The organism is Janthinobacterium sp. BJB304, from assembly GCF_002735765.1.
In the GTDB taxonomy this organism is placed as follows: Bacteria; Pseudomonadota; Gammaproteobacteria; order Burkholderiales; family Burkholderiaceae_D; genus Janthinobacterium.
Map to the genome: position 1 here is coordinate 1 of NZ_PDZN01000032.1, position 18,777 is coordinate 18,777.

The window sequence follows — 18,777 nt, forward strand, 5'->3', positions numbered from 1 at the left end:
AAGCGCCCAAGCTGATCATCGGCGCCATGATGCGTAAGCTGGTGCACGTGGCATTCGGCGTGCTCAGGTCGGGGAAAATATTTGATCCGGCCTTGCACGCCGCTTGACGGGGATAACAGTATCTACGCTTGACGTCAGCGTTTCACTTTTCCAAACGCCTCGCCCTTGTTCCATACCGGCAAATTCTTGTCGTTCGCCACTTCGTAGCCCAGGTTCAGGGTGAACTGTGCCTGCTGCACCATGCCGGACAAGTCCCACGACGGGTGATACTCATCGGTGACCTGGTGGTAATCCTTTTTGAACGCAACCAGACGCTCGCTGGACGCCTTCGGCTCCTTGACGAAGTCGAACGAGCCGTCGCCGGAAAACACGGCCGAGCCCACGTTGAAGGCGGGCACGCCGGCCTTGGCAAACGCAAAGTGGTCGGCCCGGTAAAAGGCCCCGGACAGGTCGGGAATGGTGGGTGCCAAACGCAGGCCCATGCGCTTGGCCACCTTGGCGGCGCTCGCGTACAGGCTGCTGCGCTCGGCGCCGGCCACGCCGATGTCGTGCGTCTTGCCGACGAAATTCATGCTGTCGAGGTTCAGGTCGGCTGCCGTCTTCGCCAGCGGCCACAGGGGCGCGCGCGTGTAAGCCGTGCTGCCCAGCATGCCCGTTTCCTCGCCGGCCGGCCACAGGAAGATCTGCGTGCGGCGCGCCGGCTGTTTCACGGCCACTTGCGCCATGGCCAGCAGGGCCGCCGCGCCCGAGGCATTGTCGATGGCGCCGTTGTAGATATGGTCGCTCTGTCCTGCGCGGGCGCTGCCTTCCTCATCCTTGCCCAGGTGGTCCCAGTGGGCCGAGTAAATGACGGCTTCATCCTTGAGCTTCGGGTCCGTGCCCGGGACGATGCCGGCCACGTTGAATTGCTCGATGCTGCGGATCTGGCTATTCAGTGCCACCCTGACCGTCGCGTTCAGGGCCACGGGGCGGAATGCGCGCGTTTCGGCCTGGGCGCGCAAGGCGTCCAGGTCCTGTCCGCCCGCCTGGAACAGGGCGCGCGCCATGTCTTCCTGCAGCCAGCCTTCCATCGCATTGCCCGCGCCGGCCAGGTTGAAGCGTTCATGGCCGAAACCGTTGGCGGGCACCGACCATGGGTAGGAAGCGGACTCGGTCGTATGGATCAGCAAGACGCCTGCGGCGCCCTGGCGCAGCGCTTCCTCGTACTTGTAGACCCAGCGGCCGTAATACGTGAGGGACTTGCCGGCAAAGCGCTGCGGTTCGGCGGCGGTCGGCTGCGGGTCGTTGACCATCATGATGACGAGCTTGCCCTTCAAGTCGATGCCCTTGAAATCGTCCCAGCGTTCCTCGGGCGCGCGGATGCCGTAGCCGGCAAACACGACGGGCGCGTCGAACGCCACGGTTTCCTTGCCGTTGGCCGCGCCAAAGACGATGTCCTTGCCGAAGGCGGGAGCAAGCGTCTTGCCGCCCGCGCTGAACGTCACTGTGCTCGATGGCAAGGCCTTGCTGCCGACGATGGTCAGCGCCTGGCGGTAGCTGCCATCTTTCAATGGCTGCAAGCCGGCCACGGCCGCCTGCGTTTCCAGGTAGCGCACGGCCAGGTCGCCGCCGCGCTGGCCCGTGCCGCGTCCTTCCAGTAAATCGTCGGCCAGGAAGGACAAATGGGCGCGCAAGGGCGCTTCGGCAACGAGCGGTTGGGCGAGGGCAGCCGTGCTCAACAGGCTGGCGGCGAGGACGACGGGAAAGCGCATGACAACTCCAAAAGTGAATACGGGAAAGCAAAGCAGCGGCAATCTTACTCTACCGCAATGCTCTGGCGTAGCGCGCGGCGTGCGCAAGCCGATTGCGGCCACAATGGCCGCTGGCCCACCGACAAGGAGCGTTCCATGACTGCCACCGATTTGCAAACGAGCAATACCCTGCGTACCGCCGACGGCACCTTGATTTATTACAAGGACTGGGGCAGCGGCCCGCCCGTCGTCTTCAGCCACGGCTGGCCATTGTCGTCCGACGCCTGGGAAGACCAGATGTTTTATCTGGCCGCGCACGGCTACCGCGTCATCGCGCACGACCGGCGCGGCCATGGCCGCTCCAGCCAGCCCTTCGACGGCAACGATATGGATACCTATGCCGACGACCTGGCCGCGCTGATAGCCGCGCTCGACCTGACGGGCGCCACCCTCGTCGGTCACTCGACGGGCGGCGGCGAAGTGGCGCGCTACATCGGCCGCCATGGCACGCAGCGCCTGGCGGGCGCCGTGCTGGTGGGGGCCGTGCCGCCGCTGATGCTGCAAACGGCCGACAACCCGCTGGGCTTGCCGCTATCCGCGTTCGACGGCATCCGCGCGGGCGTGCAGGCCGACCGCAGCCAATTCTTCCGCGACTTGAGCGAGGCCTTTTATGGCTACAACCGGCCCGGCGCGACACCGTCGCAGGGCGTGCGCGAGCACTTCTGGCTGCAAGGCATGCAGGCGGGCATGCCGGCGTCCTATTTGTGCATCAAGCAATTTTCCGAAACGGATTTCACGGGCGACCTGGCCAAATTCGACGTGCCGACCCTGGTGATCCATGGCGACGACGACCAGATCGTGCCGATCGCCGCCTCGGCGCGGCGCACGGCTGAGCTCATCATCGGCAGCAAATTGCTCGTGTATGCGGGCGCGCCGCACGGCCTGGCGACGACGCACAAGGACCGCCTGAACGAGGACTTGCTGGAGTTCTTGCGCCACTCGGTCGATGCGGCAAGCAATATCGGGGCGCATATGTAAAACAGCCAAATCTATTGCAAAACACATAATATTGCTTGGTTTTTGCACCAATTGCGTGCGGATCGCCGATTTTTCTGCGTTTTAGAATGCAAAAAATGGCGTTCTGCCGCCTCGTTCCACCCGGTAAGGTCCAGTAAAGAGTAAACTAGCAGATACACTCTTTCGCATTGGGCGATTCGAGCGAACTTGTGAGTGATTTCATGTCTGATACACCAATTTCCTTATTTTCCGACCTTAACCTGAGCGAGCCGCTGATTCGCGCGCTCAAGGATGTCGGTTACGAAACACCGTCGCCTATCCAGGCGGCCACGATTCCATTATTGCTCGCCAACCGCGACGTGCTGGGCCAGGCGCAAACGGGCACGGGTAAGACCGCCGCCTTCGCCTTGCCTATCCTGTCGCGCATCGATCTGAAACAAAGCTCACCCCAAGCCCTGGTCCTGGCACCGACGCGCGAACTGGCCATCCAGGTCGCCGAAGCGTTCCAGGTGTACGCCGCCCACATTCCCGGCTTCCACGTGCTGCCGATCTACGGCGGCCAAAGCTACGGCCCGCAGCTGTCGGCCCTGCGCCGCGGCGTGCACGTCATCGTCGGCACGCCAGGCCGCGTCATCGATCACCTGGACAAGGGTTCGCTCGACCTGTCCAAGCTGAAAACCCTGGTGCTGGACGAAGCCGATGAAATGCTGCGCATGGGCTTTATCGACGACGTCGAACGTATCTTGAAAGAAACCCCGGAAGGCCATCAAACGGCCCTGTTCTCGGCCACCATGCCTTCCGTCATCAAACGCATCGCCACCACCTACTTGGTGAACCCGGCCGAAGTGACGGTCGCCGCCAAGACGGGCACGGCCGACAACATCCGCCAGCGCTACTGGCTGGTGTCGGGCATGCACAAGCTCGACGCGCTGACGCGCATCCTGGAAGCGGAAGCGTTTGACGGCATGATCATCTTCGCCCGCACCAAGCTGGGCACGGAAGAGCTGGCCGGCAAGCTGCAAGCGCGCGGCTTCTCGGCCGCCGCCATCAATGGCGACATCCAGCAAGCCCAGCGCGAGCGCACGATCCAGCAGTTGAAAGACGGCAAGATCGACATCCTCGTGGCAACCGACGTGGCCGCCCGCGGCCTGGACGTCGAGCGCATCAGCCACGTCGTCAACTACGATGTGCCGCACGATCCGGAAAGCTATACCCACCGCATCGGCCGCACGGGCCGCGCCGGCCGCAGCGGTGAAGCGATCCTGTTCATCACCCCGCGTGAAAAGAACTTGCTGAAAGCCATCGAACGCTCGACCCGCCAGCCGATCGGCATGCTGGAACTGCCGACGATCCAGGCCGTCAACGACGTGCGCATCGCCAAGTTCAAGGAACAGATCAGCGAAACCCTGGCTTTGGGCGAACTGGAGCAGTTCCAGTCGCTGATCGAGGATTTCGAGCGCGAACAGAACATTCCCGCCATTGAAATCGCCGCCGCTCTGGCGAAGATGGCGCGTGGCAATACGCCGCTGCTGCTGGACAAGAACAAGGCGCGCGAGCAAGCCACGTGGCAAGACGACCGTCCTGTGCGCCAGGACCGTTTTGAGCGCAACGACCGTCCGGAACGGGGCGACCGCTTCGACCGTAACGAGCGCAGCGAACGCCCGGCCTTCCCGAAAAAGGAACGCATCCAGCGCCCAGCCGACGCCGGCATGCAGACCTTCCGTATTGAAGTCGGTCACCAGCATGGCGTGAAACCGGGCAATATCGTGGGCGCCATCGCCAACGAAGCGGGCATCGATTCGAAAAACATCGGCCGCATCGAAATCTATGACGATTACAGCGTCCTGGACTTGCCAGACAGCATGCCGAAAGAATTGCTGGATCAGCTGAAGACCGTGTGGGTCGCGGGCCAGCAGCTGCGCATCAGCCGTGACGGCGATGCGCCGGACCTGGCGCCGCCAGCCGCGCCGCGCAAGCCGTTCGCCGCCAAGTCCGCGCCAGCGTTCAAGGATGCGCCAGCGGACGCGGGCGATGCAGCACCTGCACCGCGCGCGCCGAAGAAGGAACGTCCACGTCCAGGCGTGACGGCCTACCGCATTGAGGTGGGCCGCGAGCACGCCGTGACGCCAAGTAACATCGTGGGTGCCATCGCCAACGAAGCGAACCTGGAAGCCAAGCATATCGGCCGCATCGATATCTTTGACAACTACAGCGTGCTGGACTTGCCGGAAGGCATGCCGCCGGAAATCCTCGACCACCTGAAATCGGTCGTCGTGTCGGGCCAGAAACTGCGCATCAGCCTCGACGATGGCACGACGGAGCGCAAGCCTGCGCCGCCGCGTCCGAAGTCGCCGCCGCGCAAAACGTTCAAGTAAGCCATCCCTGCACAGGTGCCTCCCCGGCGCCTGTGTCGCGGATTGGAGACACATCCCCCACTGGCGCATTCGCGCCAGTTTTTATTTTCCCTCAAGAAATAAACATGGTTGCCGCCTTATGGTAGGCGGCAGATATCGCCATCTGCCGGCAATGGCCGCCGCTCCTTTGCATCTTTTTATCGGCGTAAACGCCATCTTTATTACCTGCCGCATCGATACATAATTTTTTATTAATTATTGTATGTGTACGCAATTTAAATTTTGCATTTCAATAAAATCAATCAAGTTGAATCAAAGTAAATTCTAAAACATAAATGAATTGACTTTTATTAAATTGTTTGACTGGCGTCACTGTCGCCGAGGCGATATATCATGGGTGCTTGATGTGGTATATTGTTTTTATGATTTTGTTATGCTAGTTGAGAAAAATAGAGGAGCGACGATGCGGGTCAATACGCCTATCACGCAAAATGAATACGTATTAAATGAAGGCATGACGATTGTTTCCACCACGGATTTACAGGGAAACATCAATTACGCCAATCAGTATTTCATTGAGGTCAGCGGTTTTTCAGAAATGGAACTGCTGGGTGCGCCACAGAATATCCTGCGTCATCCCGATATGCCGGCCGAAGCGTTTGCCGACCTGTGGGACACCATCAAGACGGGCATGCCGTGGACCGGCATGGTCAAGAACCGCTGCAAGAATGGCGACTTTTACTGGGTCTTCGCCAATATCACGCCCGTCATCGAAAACGGCCGCCCGATCGGCTATATGTCCGTGCGCACCAAGCCCACGCGCGAGCAGATCAACGAAGCGGCAGCCCTGTATAAAAGTTTTAAAGATGGCAATAGCGCGAACCTGGCGATCCGCAATGGCCGCGTCGTGCGCCAGGGCTGGGCCGCCAAGCTGGCCGAGTGGCGCAAGCTGAGCCTGTCGCAGGACATCGCCCTGCATTGCATCATCTTGGGCGTGGTGCTGGCCATCCTCGGCTGCGCCGTGTGGAATATCGACGGCGATACGAGCACGGCCACGCGCAGCTGGCTCAGCGGCGCGGCTGCCGCGGCCGTGGCGCTGATGCTGTATTTCTGGGCCCATCTGCACAATTCCATCGTCGCGCCGCTGGGCGACGCCATCACGGTGGCGCGCAAGATGGCCGGGGGCGACTTGACGGGCGTGATCGACAAGGTGCGCGACGACGATATGGGTCAATTGATGGCGGCCTTGCGCCAGACCAATATCAACTTGCACAGCATCATCGGCGACGTGCGCGCCAACTTCGAGGATATCCGCATCACCACGGCGGAAATCGCCACGGGCAATATGGACTTGTCCAGCCGCACGGAATCGCAGGCGTCCAGCCTGGAGCAGACGGCGGCCAGCATGGAAGAGCTGACGTCGACCGTGCAAAACAGCGCCGACCACGTGGCCACGGCCAACGACCTGGCGGCGCAGGCATCGACCGTCGCGGCCAGGGGCGGCACCATCGTCAGCGAAGTGGTCACCACGATGGACGAGATCAGCACCTCGTCGCGCAAGATTCTCGACATCATCGGCTTGATCGACGGCATCGCCTTCCAGACGAACATCCTTGCCTTGAACGCGGCTGTGGAAGCGGCGCGCGCAGGCGAGCACGGCCGCGGCTTCGCCGTCGTGGCGGGCGAAGTACGCAGCCTGGCGCAGCGCTCGGCAACGGCGGCGAAAGAGGTGAAAAACCTGATCGACCATTCGATCGCCACCGTGAATGCGGGCAGCGTGCTGACCAGCAATGCGGGCGCCACCATGACGGAAGTGATCGCCTCGGTGGCCCGCGTGACGGAAGTGATGGACGAGATTTCCTCGACCACGCGCGAGCAGAACCAGGGCATCGGCCAAGTCAACCAGGCCGTGATCCACATGGATGGCATCACGCAACAGAATGCGGCCCTCGTGGAGCAGGCGGCCGCGGCCGCCACCAGCCTGGCGCAGCGCACCGAGAGCGTGGCCCAGTCGATCGGCATCTTCAAATTGAAGGCCTCGCCCAAGCGCAAGGCGGCCGGCGTGGGGCGCAGCCCCAGCGTGGCGGCCGGCGTGGCGTCGCGGGCCTTGCTGAAGGCAAGATAATTACCCCAACGGCGAAAGGCTGGGGTCAGTCACTGCGCGACCGGAATGCTTCCCATTGGGAGCATTCCCCCCGGGTTTTGTCTGTGGGGTTACTCTTACTTCTTCACCCGGTACACGTCCCCGCTGCGCACCTTCTTCACCACCCCATCCCCGCCAAACAGAATCACATATTCGCCCGGCGCGCCCGAGGCGGCCGGGTAGCTGTACATCCACACTTCATTGCCGCTGTCGAAACGGATGGCCGTGCTGTCGCCCAGCGCGGCGCGCACCTGTTCGCGCGTGCTGCTGCCCGGTTGCACCGTCTGTTCCAGGGTGGCGTAAGGCACGTTCTTGCTTGCTTGCAAGGCGCGCGTGCCGGAACAGGCAGCCAGCAATGCCAGCACGGGAAATACCAGCCACTTCATGGCGCCACCTCGTCCATATAGTCAAATTCTAGCAGGGTATCGTCGGGCCAGCTGGCATCCCACAGGGGCGCGTAATACGTGCGGTCAAGCAAGACCTGGCAATCGCAATAGGGCAGCGAGGCGGGCGTCTGCTCGCCGCCCGCATACAGCATGGTGAACGGCAGGGCCAGGCGCCGTTCCCCATGCACGAGGGTCACGCCGAACAGGGGCCGCTCCGTAAAGAACAGGTAGTTGCCATCGGGCTGCGAGCACACCTTGTCGGTGCTGTAGAGCATGCTGGACAGCCAGGCGATGATTTGCGGGTCGTTCGAGATCAGGCCCGAATCCATGCCGGCGCGGCATTCCAGGCGCAGGTCGCCCAGGCGCCGCGTGCCGGGCGGCAAGCCGGGCGTGATCACCTGCGCGCGCCAGCTCATGGTAGTGGCCTTGCGGTTGGCGATCAGCACGGCGTCTTCGCGCGCCGCTTGCGCATTGCGCACGGGGGCAAAGCTGTTGTCCTCGGCCAGCGGCAAGGGGATGCTGACGGTGTCGCCGGCGATGCGCAGCTGCACGCCCTGCATGTCCACGCCGGGCTGGCGCGGCAGCAAGCGAAAGCGCAGCACGGCCTGCGGCGCCAGCGCATGGTCGCGCTCGAAGCGGTCCACGCCCTGCAGCATCTTGCGGTAGGATTTGTCGACGGGGTCGCGCGTGGCGTCCACTTTCACTTGCGGCACGGGCGCGGTTTGCGCCAGCGCAACAGGGCTGAAGAGTGGACCAGCGAGCAAGCCAGCAAGCAGCAGGGAGAGAGGAATGCGCATGTCCTTATGCTACGCTTTTTTACGCAGCAGTCACGCACGGGTGGGTATATCAGTACTCGCTATATTTGCGCGCGTCGCCGCGCACCTGCTGCGCCGGGTATTTCTGCGCGTTCAGTGCCATCTTTTCCAGCACGGCCGCATGCAGGTCGACGCTGCTCTTGTCGGCCAGGCGCACCAGATACATCAGCACGTCGGCCAGCTCGTGGCGGATGCCCGTGCGCTTGGCCTCGTCCAGCTCGGCATCCGCGCCCGTGGGCAGCCACTGGTAGTGCTCGGCCAGTTCCGCCACTTCCACGGACAGGGCCATGGCCAGGTTTTTCGGTGTGTGGAACTGGTCCCAGTCGCGCTCGTCGGCAAAGGCGCGCAGGCGCGCGCGGATGTCGAGCAGGCTGTCGGATGGGGAGCTCATGCGGCCGCCTGCAGCGGTTTTTCCATGAAGACACTGAACGGATCGTCGCGATAGCCGCCGTACGGCCCGCGCCGCTGGTAGCCGTGGCGCGCGTACAGGGCGATGGCCTCGGGCTGGTGGATGCCCGTCTCCAGGGTCAGCAGGCGGCAGCCGCGCGCCAGCGCCTGTTCTTCCAGCAGGGCCAGCAGGCGCTTGGCCAGGCCCAGGCCGCGGCTGTCCGGGTGCACATACATGCGCTTGACCTCGCCGAAATCGGGCGTGAGGACGATGGCGCCGCAGGCGCGCGCTGCGCCTGCCGCATCGCGGGCGACGGCGAACAGCAGGGTTTCCGGCGGCAGGGACGCCAGGTCCAGCGAGTAGACGCACTCGGCCGGATACAGCGTTTGTTGATATGCATCAAGCTCGGCGATCAGGGTTTGCACGTCCGCTTGCTGCGGCGATTCCAGGTGAATTTGCATGGGGAAAGCACGTTGACTGAGATTCCCCCATGGTATCACTGCGGCCGCGCCAGGCGCATCGTCAGGCCGATGGGTGACATCACAAACCCCATCAGTTCCTGCGCCTCGCCGCCATCGGGCGTATCGACGCCGGCGATGTCGAAGCTGCCCAGCAGCATGGCCATGGCAATCTTGATTTCCAGCAAGGCCAGATAGCGGCCCGGGCACGTGCGCAAGCCGGCGCCGAAGGGCATCGAAGCGCGCTTGTTGTTGGCCTCGCCGCTGTCCGCCAGCCAGCGCTCGGGCTGGAAGGCCAGCGGGTCGGGAAAGTGCGCATCCAATACGGTGTCGTTGCGCATCACGCACCACACGAGAGTGCCGGCCGGCACGGCGATGTCGCCGATGACCGTGTCGCGCAGCGCCTCGACGGGCAGGAAGGGCGCCACGGGCTTCAAGCGCATGGCTTCGCTGGCGCAGGCGCCCAGGTAGTCGAGGCTATCCATCTGCTCGATCGTGAACTGGGCCACATCGGGCGCCAGGCGCCGCACTTCCTCGCGCGCCTTCGCCAGAGTCTGCGGATTGCATTGCAGCAAATAAATCATCCAGGATACCGTGTTGGCCGTCGTATCCTCGCCCGCCAGCAGCATGGTCAGCACATTGCCGGCTACGTTGCGGTCCGTCACGCCGCTGCCTTCCAGGTCGGCGGCGGCGATCATGGCTTCGAGCAGGTTGGGCGGATGCGCGCGGCGCGCCGGGTCGTGCGCCATGCGCGCGCGCGCCTGCTGCACCAGGTCCGCCACGGCGGCGGACAGGGCCGCCACGTCGCGGTCCAGCCGGCGGTCGATGGGCAGCTTGACATAGCGCCAGTACGGGAACATGGACAGGCTGCGCCGCGCCACGGCGGGCAGGATGTCGTCCATGTGGCGCTGGATCACGTCTTCGCCCGATTCGAGCGTATTGACTTCCGTGCCGAAGGCCAGGCCGGCGATGATGTCGACCGTGTAGCGTTTCAGGTCGCCATCGAGGTCGATCGCCTGGCCTTGCGTGGCGGCCAGATGCCAGCGCCGTTGCAGACGCTGCGCCACCGTCACCAGCGCGGGGAAGTAGGCTTTGATGGCGCCCGGCGCCATGCCGGCCATGACCATGCGGCGCTGGTTGCGCCACTCCGTGCCCTCGGCCAGGAACAGGCCGGGCACGCCGCCCATTTCGTCGGAGACGACGGAACTGCTCAGGGGGCGGCGAAAACCGTCGGGCCGGTCGCGCAGCACGGCGCCGACGGCCTCGCTGTCGGCCACCACCAGTACCAGGGTGCGGCCGAACCAGGCGCGCATGAAGGGGCCGTAGCGCTGTACCCATCGTTCCACGTCGCGGTGGATGCGCGTGAGTTTGAGCTGCAGGCTGTTGCCGACGATGGGCAAGGCGAACGGCCCCGGCAGGCGGCGGATCTGGCGCAGGGGCGTGGCGACGGCGGGGGCGGCGTGGTCGAGTGGCGGCATGAACATCTCCTGTCGATACGGTAAAAGTACGAGGATTGCTTGCAATAATGGCCACACTCTACGCGATTGCGGCCCGTTTGTATTGAACGAATACGACATCGTGCGCGGCCAGAAATTGCCGGTACAATCGTCGCCATGCCAGCCGCCCCTACGCCCCTGACCCGTTTGATCGCCCCGCGCGCCGCGCTCGCTTCCTGCGTGCGCGCCATCCTCGTGCGCGACACCACGGGCTGCGCGCCCTTGCCGCCGGCGCAGCGCCTGAACCGCTTTCCCGCCGCGCCCATGTGCAGCATCGTCTGGACCGTCGCCGGCCACGTGGAAGCGGCCGCGCCGGGCCTGTCGCTGGCGGACGTGCGCATGCCGCCCGCGCTGTTCGGCGGCCCCCGTTCGTATCCGCTGGTCAGCTACAACCCCGGCCCCGTGCATTCGTTTATCGTGATGTTTTATCCGGCCGCCCTGCATGCGTTGACGGGCATATCGATGGATGCCTTGCTGGACCAGTTCCGCCCCCTTGGCGCGCTGTTCGATGCCGACTGGCTGGCCCTGTCCGACGCCGTGCTGGCCGCGCCGGACGATGCCGCCCGCGTCAGGCTGGTGGAGGATTTTCTGGCGCCGCGCTGGCTGCTGGCGCGCAAGAACGGCGACCAACCGGCCGGCGCCATCCAGGACTGGGTGCGCCGGCTGGGCGTGCAGGCCGCATCGACGGGCCTGGCCAGCAGCGCGCGCCATATCGAGCGGCGCATCAAGGCCTGGGCCGGCCAGCCCATGCGCACCTTGCGCCGCATGCGCCGCGCGGAACAGCTGTTCCTCGACGAGCGCGGCGCCATCCTGCAGGGCACGGCGTCATGGTCCGACGTCGCCGCCAGCGGCGGCTACGCCGACCAGGCGCATTTCTGCCGCGAGACGCGCGAAATCACGGGCTTGAGTCCCACGGAACTGGCGCGCGCCATGAAAGAAGATGAAAGCTACTGGATCTACCGCATATGGACGTAGGTCGGATTAGCTCGTAGAGCGTAATCCGACAACATTGTTGCAAGACGCTGGTGTCGGATTACGCGAGGCGTTGCCCCGCTAATCCGACCTACCGTCCGCTGTATATTTTGCCCTTATAAGGCAGCTTCATGGCGCCTCGTGCCGGGCGCCATCATGGGAAAGCTGGCGTAGGTTGGATTAGCTCGTAGAGCGTAATCCGACAACATTGTTGCAAGACGCTGGTGTCGGATTACGCGGCGTCCCGCCGCTCATCCGACCTACCGTTCCTTGTACACCTTGCCCTTGGATAAGGTCACTTCATGGTGCCCCGCGCCGGGGGCCATCATGGGGAAGCAGTTTTCCGCGCCGTGCACGCGCACGTCGAGGAAGTACGGGCCTTCGGACGCCAGGCAGGCGGCCAGTGCCCCGTCGAGTTCCTCGCGCCGGCTGACCGTGTGCGCCTGCCAGCCGAACGCGCGCGCCAGAGCGACGAAGTCGGGCAGCGCTTCGGTGTAGCTGTGGCTGTAGCGCCCGCCGTGTATCAGTTCCTGCCACTGGCGCACCATGCCCATGTAGCCATTGTTCGACAGCACCACTTTCACGGGCAGGCGGTGCTGCACGGCCGTGGCCAGTTCCTGGATATTCATCAGGATCGAGGCGTCGCCGCTGACGCACACGACGCACTTGTCCGGGTGGGCGACCTGCGCGCCGATGGCGGCCGGCAAGCCATAGCCCATGGTGCCGGCGCCGCCCGAGGTGAGCCAGCGGCGCGGCTGCTCGAAGCGCAAATGCTGCGCCGCCCACATCTGGTGCTGGCCCACGTCGGTGGAGACGATGGCGTCCCCGCCATCCATGCTGTCCAGCGCTGCCTGCAGCCGCCGCATCAGCGCCTGCGGCGCGATGACGTCGGGCGTGTCGTCGAACGCCAGCGAGTCCTGCGTGCGCCAGCCGTCGATGCGCTGCCACCACGGCTGGCGGTCCGCCAGCAATCGCCCGCGCAGCTGCGCCAGCAGGGCATTCAGCACGGGCGCGCAGTCGCCGCGCAGGGCCACGTCGGCGCGCACCACCTTGCCGATCGACGCCGGATCGATATCGACGTGGATGACCTTTGCGCCGGGACAAAAGGCGTCGAGCCTGCCCGTCACCCGGTCGTCGAAGCGGGCACCCACGCAGACGATCAGGTCCGCATGGTGCATCGCCAGGTTCGCTTCCAGGGTGCCGTGCATGCCCAGCATGCCCAGGAAGGCCGGGTGCGAGGCGGGAAAGGCGCCCAGGCCCAATAAGGTCAGGGTGCACGGCGCGGCCGCCAGTTTCACCAGTTGTTGAAACGCGGCGCAGGCCTCCGGGCCGGAATTGACGAGGCCTCCGCCGCCATAGAACACGGGCTGGCGCGCGGCGGCGATCAGGCTGGCGGCCCGTTCAAGATCGGAGGCTGCCGACGGCGGCATCGGGGCCGGCGTGGCAGGGGCCAGCACCGTCGTTTCCCGCACCGGTGCCAGCTGCAGATCCTTGGGAAAGTCGACCAGCACGGGGCCGGGCCGGCCTTGCGTGGCTTGCGCGTACGCCTCGCGCACGACGGCCGCCGTTTCCTCTGCCGCGCGGATTTGCCGGTTCCACTTTGTGACGGGGCGCGAAATACCCAGCGCGTCGCATTCCTGGAAGGCATTCGTGCCGATGCTGGTGGTAGCCACCTGGCCGCTGATGCAGATGACGGGTATCGAATCGCACAGGGCGTCGAGCAAGCCCGTGGTGGTATTGCTCATGCCGGGGCCGGACGTGACGAAGACGACGCCGGGCCGGCCCGTGCTGCGCGCATAGCCCTCGGCCGCGTGCACGGCCGCCTGTTCGTGGCGCACCAGCACGTGGCGCAGCCGGGGCTGGGCGTGCAGCGCATCGTACAGGGGCAGCACGGCGCCGCCCGGGTAGCCGAAGACGGTGTCGACGCCCAGCGCCAGCAGGGTGTCGATCAGGATGCTGGCGCCGTTATGCGAGGCGCGAGCGAGGAGGGGAGCTGGATCGGGTTTCATGGCCTTATTTTCTGCCTGATGCGGCAGAAAAGGCTGCTGGTTTTCTCGTATAGAATGCAGTATTCAGCAAAATTTGCTGTGAAATAAGGAATTAACAGAATGAAGCTCGACAAATTCGACCTGGCCATCCTGACGGCCCTGCAGCAGGACGCCCGCATCAGTCTGCACGACCTGAGCGCCAAGGTGGGCCTGACCTCGTCGCCATGCTGGGCGCGCATCAAGCGCATGGAAGACGATGGCGTCATCGAGGGTTATACGGTGAACGTCAACGCGGCCAAGGTGGGATTGGCCGATACCGTCATCGTGCAAGTCACCCTGGACGACCATTCCGACCAGGCCCTGTTTGAATTCGGCCACGCGCTGGCCATGATCCCGGAAGTGCTGGAAGCGTTTCTTGTGTCCGGCGACTACGATTACTACCTGCGCATCGCGGTGAGCGACACGCGCGACTACGAACGCCTGCTGCGCGAGCGCCTGTATAAAATTCCCGGTATCCGCCACAGCAAATCGAGTTTCGTGTTGCGCCAGCTCAAGCAAAGCTATCTTCCCTTGCAGCGCTGACTTTTGTTATCCCTTCCCAGCACGGCGGGAGTTTTTCCCTAGGCCATCCCCCGGTGGCTGTCCGATACTGGGCAGTAATAAAAAACACGATAAATCGGGGACCTGCATGAGACTGACCTTATTCGCGGCCGCCGCCATGGCGCTGTGCCAGGCGCAAGCCGCCGACCTTGCCGATTCTGCCAACCTGGAGCCTGCGTACGACTTGCCCACCGTCATCATCACGGGCAGCATGCCGCTGCCCACCGTGGAGCAGCCGCGCGATGCGCTCGCCGCGCCCGTGCAGACGGCCAGCGCGCAGCAGATCGCCGGCAGTGGCGCGCTCGACATTTCCGCCTTCCTGCGCCGCAACCTGGGCAGCGTGGTTGTGAACGAGGTGCAGAACAACCCGTTCCAGCCCGACGTCAGCTACCGCGGCTACACGGCGTCGCCCCTGCTGGGCACGCCGCAAGGACTTTCCGTGTACCTCGACGGCATGCGGCTGAACCAGCCGTTTGGCGATGTCGTCAGCTGGGATTTGATCCCGCGCAAGGCCATCGCCTCGCTGACCCTGATGCCCGGCTCGAACCCCCTGTTCGGCCTGAACACCCTGGGCGGCGCGCTGGCCCTGCAGACCAAGGATGGCAAGACCAGTCCCGGCACGGCCGTCGAGGCGCGCCTGGGTTCGCACCAGCGGCGCGCCGTCGAATTCGAGCATGGCGGCAGCCATGCCAGCGGCTGGCACTGGTACGTGACGGGCAACCGCTTCAAGGAAGACGGCTGGCGCGACGATTCCCCGTCCGACGTGCGCCAGATCTTCGGCAAGCTGGGCTGGAGTGATGCGCGCACGGACATCGCCGTCACCGTGGCCCACGCGGACAATGCGCTGACGGGCAACGGCTTGCAGGAACAGCGACTGCTGGCGCGCGATTACCGCAGCGTCTACACCAAGCCCGATTTGACGGAAAACAGGTCGACCTTGCTGAACGTGACGGGCAAGCACCAGGCCGGCGCCGGCTTGCTCTTGTCCGGCAATGTGTACTACCGCAAGATCGACACGCACACGTTCAACGGCGACCTGAACGACGAGTCGCTCGACCAGTCCGTCTACCAGCCCGGCGCGGCCGAGCGGGCGGCGCTGGCGGCGGCCGGCTACACGGGCTATCCCGCCAGCGGGGCGAATGCGTCCAATACGCCGTTTCCGAAGTGGCGCTGCATCGGCAACGTGCTGCTGAACGATGAGCCGGCCGAAAAATGCAACGGCATGCTCAACCGCAGCCATACCGAGCAGGAAAACTATGGTTTGTCGGGCCAGTTCACGGCGGTGGCCGACCTGGCCGGGCAGCGTCACAGCGTCACGGCCGGCGCCGCCTTCGATGCCAGCCACGCCACGTTTCGCCAGACCAGCCAGTTCGGCTATCTGAACCCGGACCGCAGCATCACGCCCGTCGACTTCTTTGCCGACGGTACGGAAATCGACGACGACGGCACGCCCGTCGACAACCGCGTCGACTTGAGCGGGCGCATGCGCACGTGGAGCGTGTATGCGAGCGACAGCATTGCGCTGAATCAAGCATTGACCTTGACCATCTCCGGCCGCTACAACCGCAGCACCGTGCGCAACCGCGACGCCATCACGCCCGGCGGCGGCAGCGGCTCGCTCGATGGCGACCACCGTTTCAGCCGCTTCAATCCCGCCATCGGTCTGGCCTATGCGCCGGCCGATGGCGTGAGCGCCTATCTCGGCTACAACGAAGGCAGCCGCACGCCGACGGCCATCGAACTCGGCTGCGCCGACCCGGACAACCCGTGCCGCCTGCCCAACGCCATGGCGGGCGATCCGCCCTTGAAACAGGTCGTCACCAAGACGTGGGAAGCGGGCCTGCGCGGCAAGCTCGCCGACGTGGCCCGCTGGAGCGCCGGCGTGTTCCGCGCGGAAAACCACGACGATATCCTGTTCGTGGCCGACAATCAGGCCGGTTTCGGCTACTTCAAGAATTTCGGCAAGACGCGCCACCAGGGCGTGGAACTGGCGGCGGGTGGCAAGGCCGGCGCGCTGGACTTCGGCGTCAACTACACGTGGCTGCAGGCGACGTATCAAAGCCGCGAGCTCGTCAACGGCAGCGCCAACAGCAGCAGCGACGCGGACGCGCCCGGCCTGGAAGGCAATATCGTCATCACGCCCGGCAACCGCATTCCGCTGACACCGAGCCATATCTTCAAGGCGCACGTGGACTATCAGGGCGGACGCGACTGGACGGTGGGCCTGGCCATGACGGCCGTGTCGAGTTCCTACGCGCGCGGCAACGAGAACAACCGGCACCAGGCGGGCGGCCCGGCATACCTGGGTTCCGGCAAGAGCGGCGGCTACGCCGTGGTGGAGCTGAACGGCAAGGTTCAGCTGACGCCACGGCTCAGCGTGTTCGCCCAGGTGAATAATCTGTTCGACCGCCAGTACGCGACGGCGGCGCAACTGGGCGCCACGGGCTTCGATGCCAACGGCAATTTTGCCGCCCGGCCATTGCCCGCCGTGAACGGCGACTATCCGATGGTCAACGCGACGTTCTATGCGGCCGGCGCGCCGCGCAGCGTGAATGCGGGTCTGCGCTACGCGTTTTAAGGCTGGACGTGCTCGATGACGCCATTGCGCAGCGCCAGGTGCACGAGGGCGGCGGGGCCGGGCACGTCGAGCTTTTCCTTGATGCAGGTCTGGTGATTGGCCACCGTCTTGCTGCTCAGGTGCAGCAGGCGGGCGCAGTCGGCGGCGCTGCGGCCTTCGGCCAGCAGGCGGAAGATTTCGAATTCGCGCTGGCTCAGGCTGCTCAAACGCTCCGCTTCCATGCGGGCCGTACCGTGCAGCACGCCCGGTGCGCTGTGCGGATCGAGGTAGCGGCGGCCCGCGTGGGCGGCGCGCACGGCGTCGACCAGGTGTTCCGGGTCGGCTTGCTTGCTGACGAAGCCGCAGGCGCCGCCGTCCAACGCGCGCGCGATCAGCTGCGGCGTGTCGTGCATGGTAAACACGAGCACGCGCGCGCCTGCGTCGCGCGCGAGCAGCTTGCGCAGCAATTCCAGGCCGCCGATGCCGGGCATGGACAAATCCGTCACGCAGACGTCGGGCGCGTGCTCCTGGTGCAGGCCATACGCCGTTTCGCCATTGCCGGCCTCGGCCACGACGGCGATGTCGCCGCCCTGTTCCAGCAGCCGCCGGTAGCCCGTGCGCACCACCGGGTGGTCGTCGACCAGCATCACGCGGATCGGGGGCATGGCCGCGTTCATGCCGCACCGGCCGCCAGCGGCATCGCCACTTCGATGCGCAAGCCGTTGCCCAGCGCGCTGATCCAGCGGATATGGCCGCGCAGGCCGGCCACTCTTTCGCGCATGCCAAGCATGCCGAAGCCATCTGCTGGCGTTCTATCCGGACCAAAACCCTGGCCATTGTCTTCGATGGCCAGGTGCAGCACGCCGTGCGCATCGGCGCGCAATTCCACCGTGGCACGGTCGGCGCCCGCGTGGCGCGCCACGTTCGTCAAGCCTTCCTGCACCAGGCGGTAGACGGCGGTGGCGGTGCAGTCGTCGAGGCTGGCGGGGACGGCGTGCGGCGCGAAATGGCAGGCGATGCCGTGCTGCTGGGCCCAGCTGTCGCACAGCGCCTGCAGGGCCGGCGCCAATCCCAGGCTGTCGAGCACGGGCGGACGCAGCCGGCGCAGCATCGTGCGCACCATCGCATGCAGCGCTTCCGACGAGCGGGCGATGCTGGCCGCGCAGGCCTGCACGTTCGCCTGGTCGCCTTCGCGCGCGCGCAGGATGTAGCTGGCGGCGGCGCGGATGGCCGTGCAGTCCTGTCCCACTTCATCGTGCAGCTCGCGCGCCAGCGCGCAGCGCTCCTCTTCCTGCGCGCGCAGCAGGCGCTGCGTGAGGGCGCGGTTTTGCGCCAGCAGCAGCGCCACCTGGCGTCCGCGCCGCACGGCAAAGCCGGCCAGCGTCAGCGCCAGCAGCAACAGGCTCAGGGCCAGTTCATCGAGTTGCCAGCGTTCGTGGCGCCAGAGCGCGTGCGTCAGCCGTTCGGCCAGGTCCAGCCTGGCGGCCAGCAGGAAAAAAGCCAGTGCCAGCGCGCAGCACACGAGGATGCGCCGGGCCGGCCGCGTGCCTGCGCGGCCGCTGCCGGCCAGTTGGTAGTGTTCCATGATGCTGCTCCCTGAGCACGGTCGATCTCTTTATTGTGCAAGCTTCATGCCATCGGCGCAGGGGCCTCTGGGGGCGCGTCATGCGGGGCAGGGGAGGGGATGACTGTTCCAGGATGGAACAGGTGTACCGCGATGTGACGGTGGGCGCTTGCGCTGGCCGCAGGCACGGTTTTCGAGCTTATCTGAAGTCGCGCCGGCACGCTGGCGCGCACGCCTGCAGTGCGATGCATTGTTGTTCCAATGTAACGTTGAGGTTACTCAAACTTTCATAGATAAAACAAAACAAAG

At 65.0% G+C, this 18,777-nt stretch carries 15 protein-coding genes and 1 pseudogene; 7 read left to right on the forward strand and 9 right to left on the reverse strand.

Going from position 1 to position 18,777, the window contains the following annotated elements; genetic code table 11:
* Positions 1-107: pseudogene (locus CSQ95_RS30215) on the forward strand (IS110 family transposase); the annotation flags it as partial.
* A 27-nt stretch (positions 108-134) separates the two neighbouring features.
* Here CSQ95_RS30215 and CSQ95_RS26840 read toward each other — a convergent pair.
* Positions 135-1,751, reverse strand: coding sequence for a M28 family peptidase (locus CSQ95_RS26840; RefSeq protein WP_099411699.1), 1,617 nt, complete (start codon positions 1,749-1,751; stop codon positions 135-137).
* A gap of 135 nt (positions 1,752-1,886) precedes the next feature.
* Here CSQ95_RS26840 and CSQ95_RS26845 point away from each other — a divergent pair, with 135 nt between their 5' ends.
* The 3 genes from CSQ95_RS26845 to CSQ95_RS26855 all read left to right on the forward strand — a co-directional run bounded on the left by CSQ95_RS26845 (position 1,887) and on the right by CSQ95_RS26855 (position 7,226).
* On the forward strand, positions 1,887-2,768 hold the full coding sequence (locus CSQ95_RS26845) for an alpha/beta fold hydrolase (RefSeq protein WP_099411740.1): 882 nt from the start codon (positions 1,887-1,889) through the stop codon (positions 2,766-2,768).
* A 200-nt stretch (positions 2,769-2,968) separates the two neighbouring features.
* The gene (locus CSQ95_RS26850; protein WP_099411741.1) at positions 2,969-5,122 is read left to right on the forward strand and encodes a DEAD/DEAH box helicase; all 2,154 of its coding nucleotides are present in this window, start codon (positions 2,969-2,971) and stop codon (positions 5,120-5,122) included.
* 442 nt (positions 5,123-5,564) lie between these two features.
* Entirely contained in the window at positions 5,565-7,226 is a 1,662-nt protein-coding gene (locus CSQ95_RS26855; RefSeq protein WP_099411700.1) for a PAS domain-containing methyl-accepting chemotaxis protein, read from the forward strand.
* A gap of 95 nt (positions 7,227-7,321) precedes the next feature.
* Here CSQ95_RS26855 and CSQ95_RS26860 read toward each other — a convergent pair whose 3' ends face one another.
* The 5 genes from CSQ95_RS26860 to CSQ95_RS26880 are packed head-to-tail and all read right to left on the reverse strand — an operon-like array spanning position 7,322 to position 10,769.
* On the reverse strand, positions 7,322-7,630 hold the full coding sequence (locus CSQ95_RS26860) for an outer membrane protein assembly factor BamE (RefSeq protein WP_099411701.1): 309 nt from the start codon (positions 7,628-7,630) through the stop codon (positions 7,322-7,324).
* Positions 7,627-8,427, reverse strand: coding sequence for a hypothetical protein (locus tag CSQ95_RS26865; protein ID WP_099411702.1), 801 nt, complete (start codon positions 8,425-8,427; stop codon positions 7,627-7,629). Before CSQ95_RS26865 ends, CSQ95_RS26860 begins: the two co-directional genes overlap by 4 nt.
* A 49-nt stretch (positions 8,428-8,476) precedes the next feature.
* The gene (locus CSQ95_RS26870; RefSeq protein WP_099411703.1) at positions 8,477-8,836 is read right to left on the reverse strand and encodes a nucleotide pyrophosphohydrolase; all 360 of its coding nucleotides are present in this window, start codon (positions 8,834-8,836) and stop codon (positions 8,477-8,479) included.
* On the reverse strand, positions 8,833-9,294 hold the full coding sequence (locus tag CSQ95_RS26875; RefSeq protein ID WP_099411704.1) for a GNAT family N-acetyltransferase: 462 nt from the start codon (positions 9,292-9,294) through the stop codon (positions 8,833-8,835). Before CSQ95_RS26875 ends, CSQ95_RS26870 begins: the two co-directional genes overlap by 4 nt.
* A gap of 35 nt (positions 9,295-9,329) precedes the next feature.
* Complete coding sequence (locus CSQ95_RS26880; protein WP_257218238.1) at positions 9,330-10,769, reverse strand: cytochrome P450; 1,440 nt, start codon at positions 10,767-10,769, stop codon at positions 9,330-9,332.
* A gap of 135 nt (positions 10,770-10,904) precedes the next feature.
* Here CSQ95_RS26880 and CSQ95_RS26885 point away from each other — a divergent pair, with 135 nt between their 5' ends.
* A complete protein-coding gene (locus CSQ95_RS26885) occupies positions 10,905-11,762 on the forward strand; it encodes an AraC family transcriptional regulator (protein ID WP_257218239.1) in 858 nt (285 codons plus the stop codon).
* Positions 11,763-12,019: 257 nt separating this feature from the next.
* On the opposite strand, the gene ilvB is transcribed toward CSQ95_RS26885, so the two are convergent.
* Positions 12,020-13,768: a biosynthetic-type acetolactate synthase large subunit gene (gene ilvB, locus CSQ95_RS26890; protein WP_099411706.1), complete on the reverse strand. Its 1,749-nt coding sequence runs from the start codon at positions 13,766-13,768 to the stop codon at positions 12,020-12,022.
* A gap of 99 nt (positions 13,769-13,867) precedes the next feature.
* Between ilvB and CSQ95_RS26895 the strand changes: the two genes are divergently transcribed.
* Both CSQ95_RS26895 and CSQ95_RS26900 read left to right on the forward strand, forming a co-directional pair.
* Positions 13,868-14,329, forward strand: coding sequence for an Lrp/AsnC family transcriptional regulator (locus CSQ95_RS26895; RefSeq protein WP_070217690.1), 462 nt, complete (start codon positions 13,868-13,870; stop codon positions 14,327-14,329).
* A 106-nt stretch (positions 14,330-14,435) separates the two neighbouring features.
* Positions 14,436-16,925 (forward strand): TonB-dependent receptor, encoded by a 2,490-nt coding sequence (locus tag CSQ95_RS26900; protein ID WP_099411707.1) that lies wholly within the window; start codon positions 14,436-14,438, stop codon positions 16,923-16,925.
* Here CSQ95_RS26900 and CSQ95_RS26905 read toward each other — a convergent pair.
* Together CSQ95_RS26905 and CSQ95_RS26910 are read right to left on the reverse strand one after the other, a co-directional pair.
* Entirely contained in the window at positions 16,922-17,569 is a 648-nt protein-coding gene (locus CSQ95_RS26905) for a response regulator transcription factor (protein WP_099411743.1), read from the reverse strand. The genes CSQ95_RS26900 and CSQ95_RS26905 overlap by 4 nt on opposite strands.
* An 8-nt stretch (positions 17,570-17,577) precedes the next feature.
* Entirely contained in the window at positions 17,578-18,489 is a 912-nt protein-coding gene (locus tag CSQ95_RS26910) for a histidine kinase (RefSeq protein WP_099411708.1), read from the reverse strand.
* Positions 18,490-18,777 lie beyond the last annotated feature (288 nt).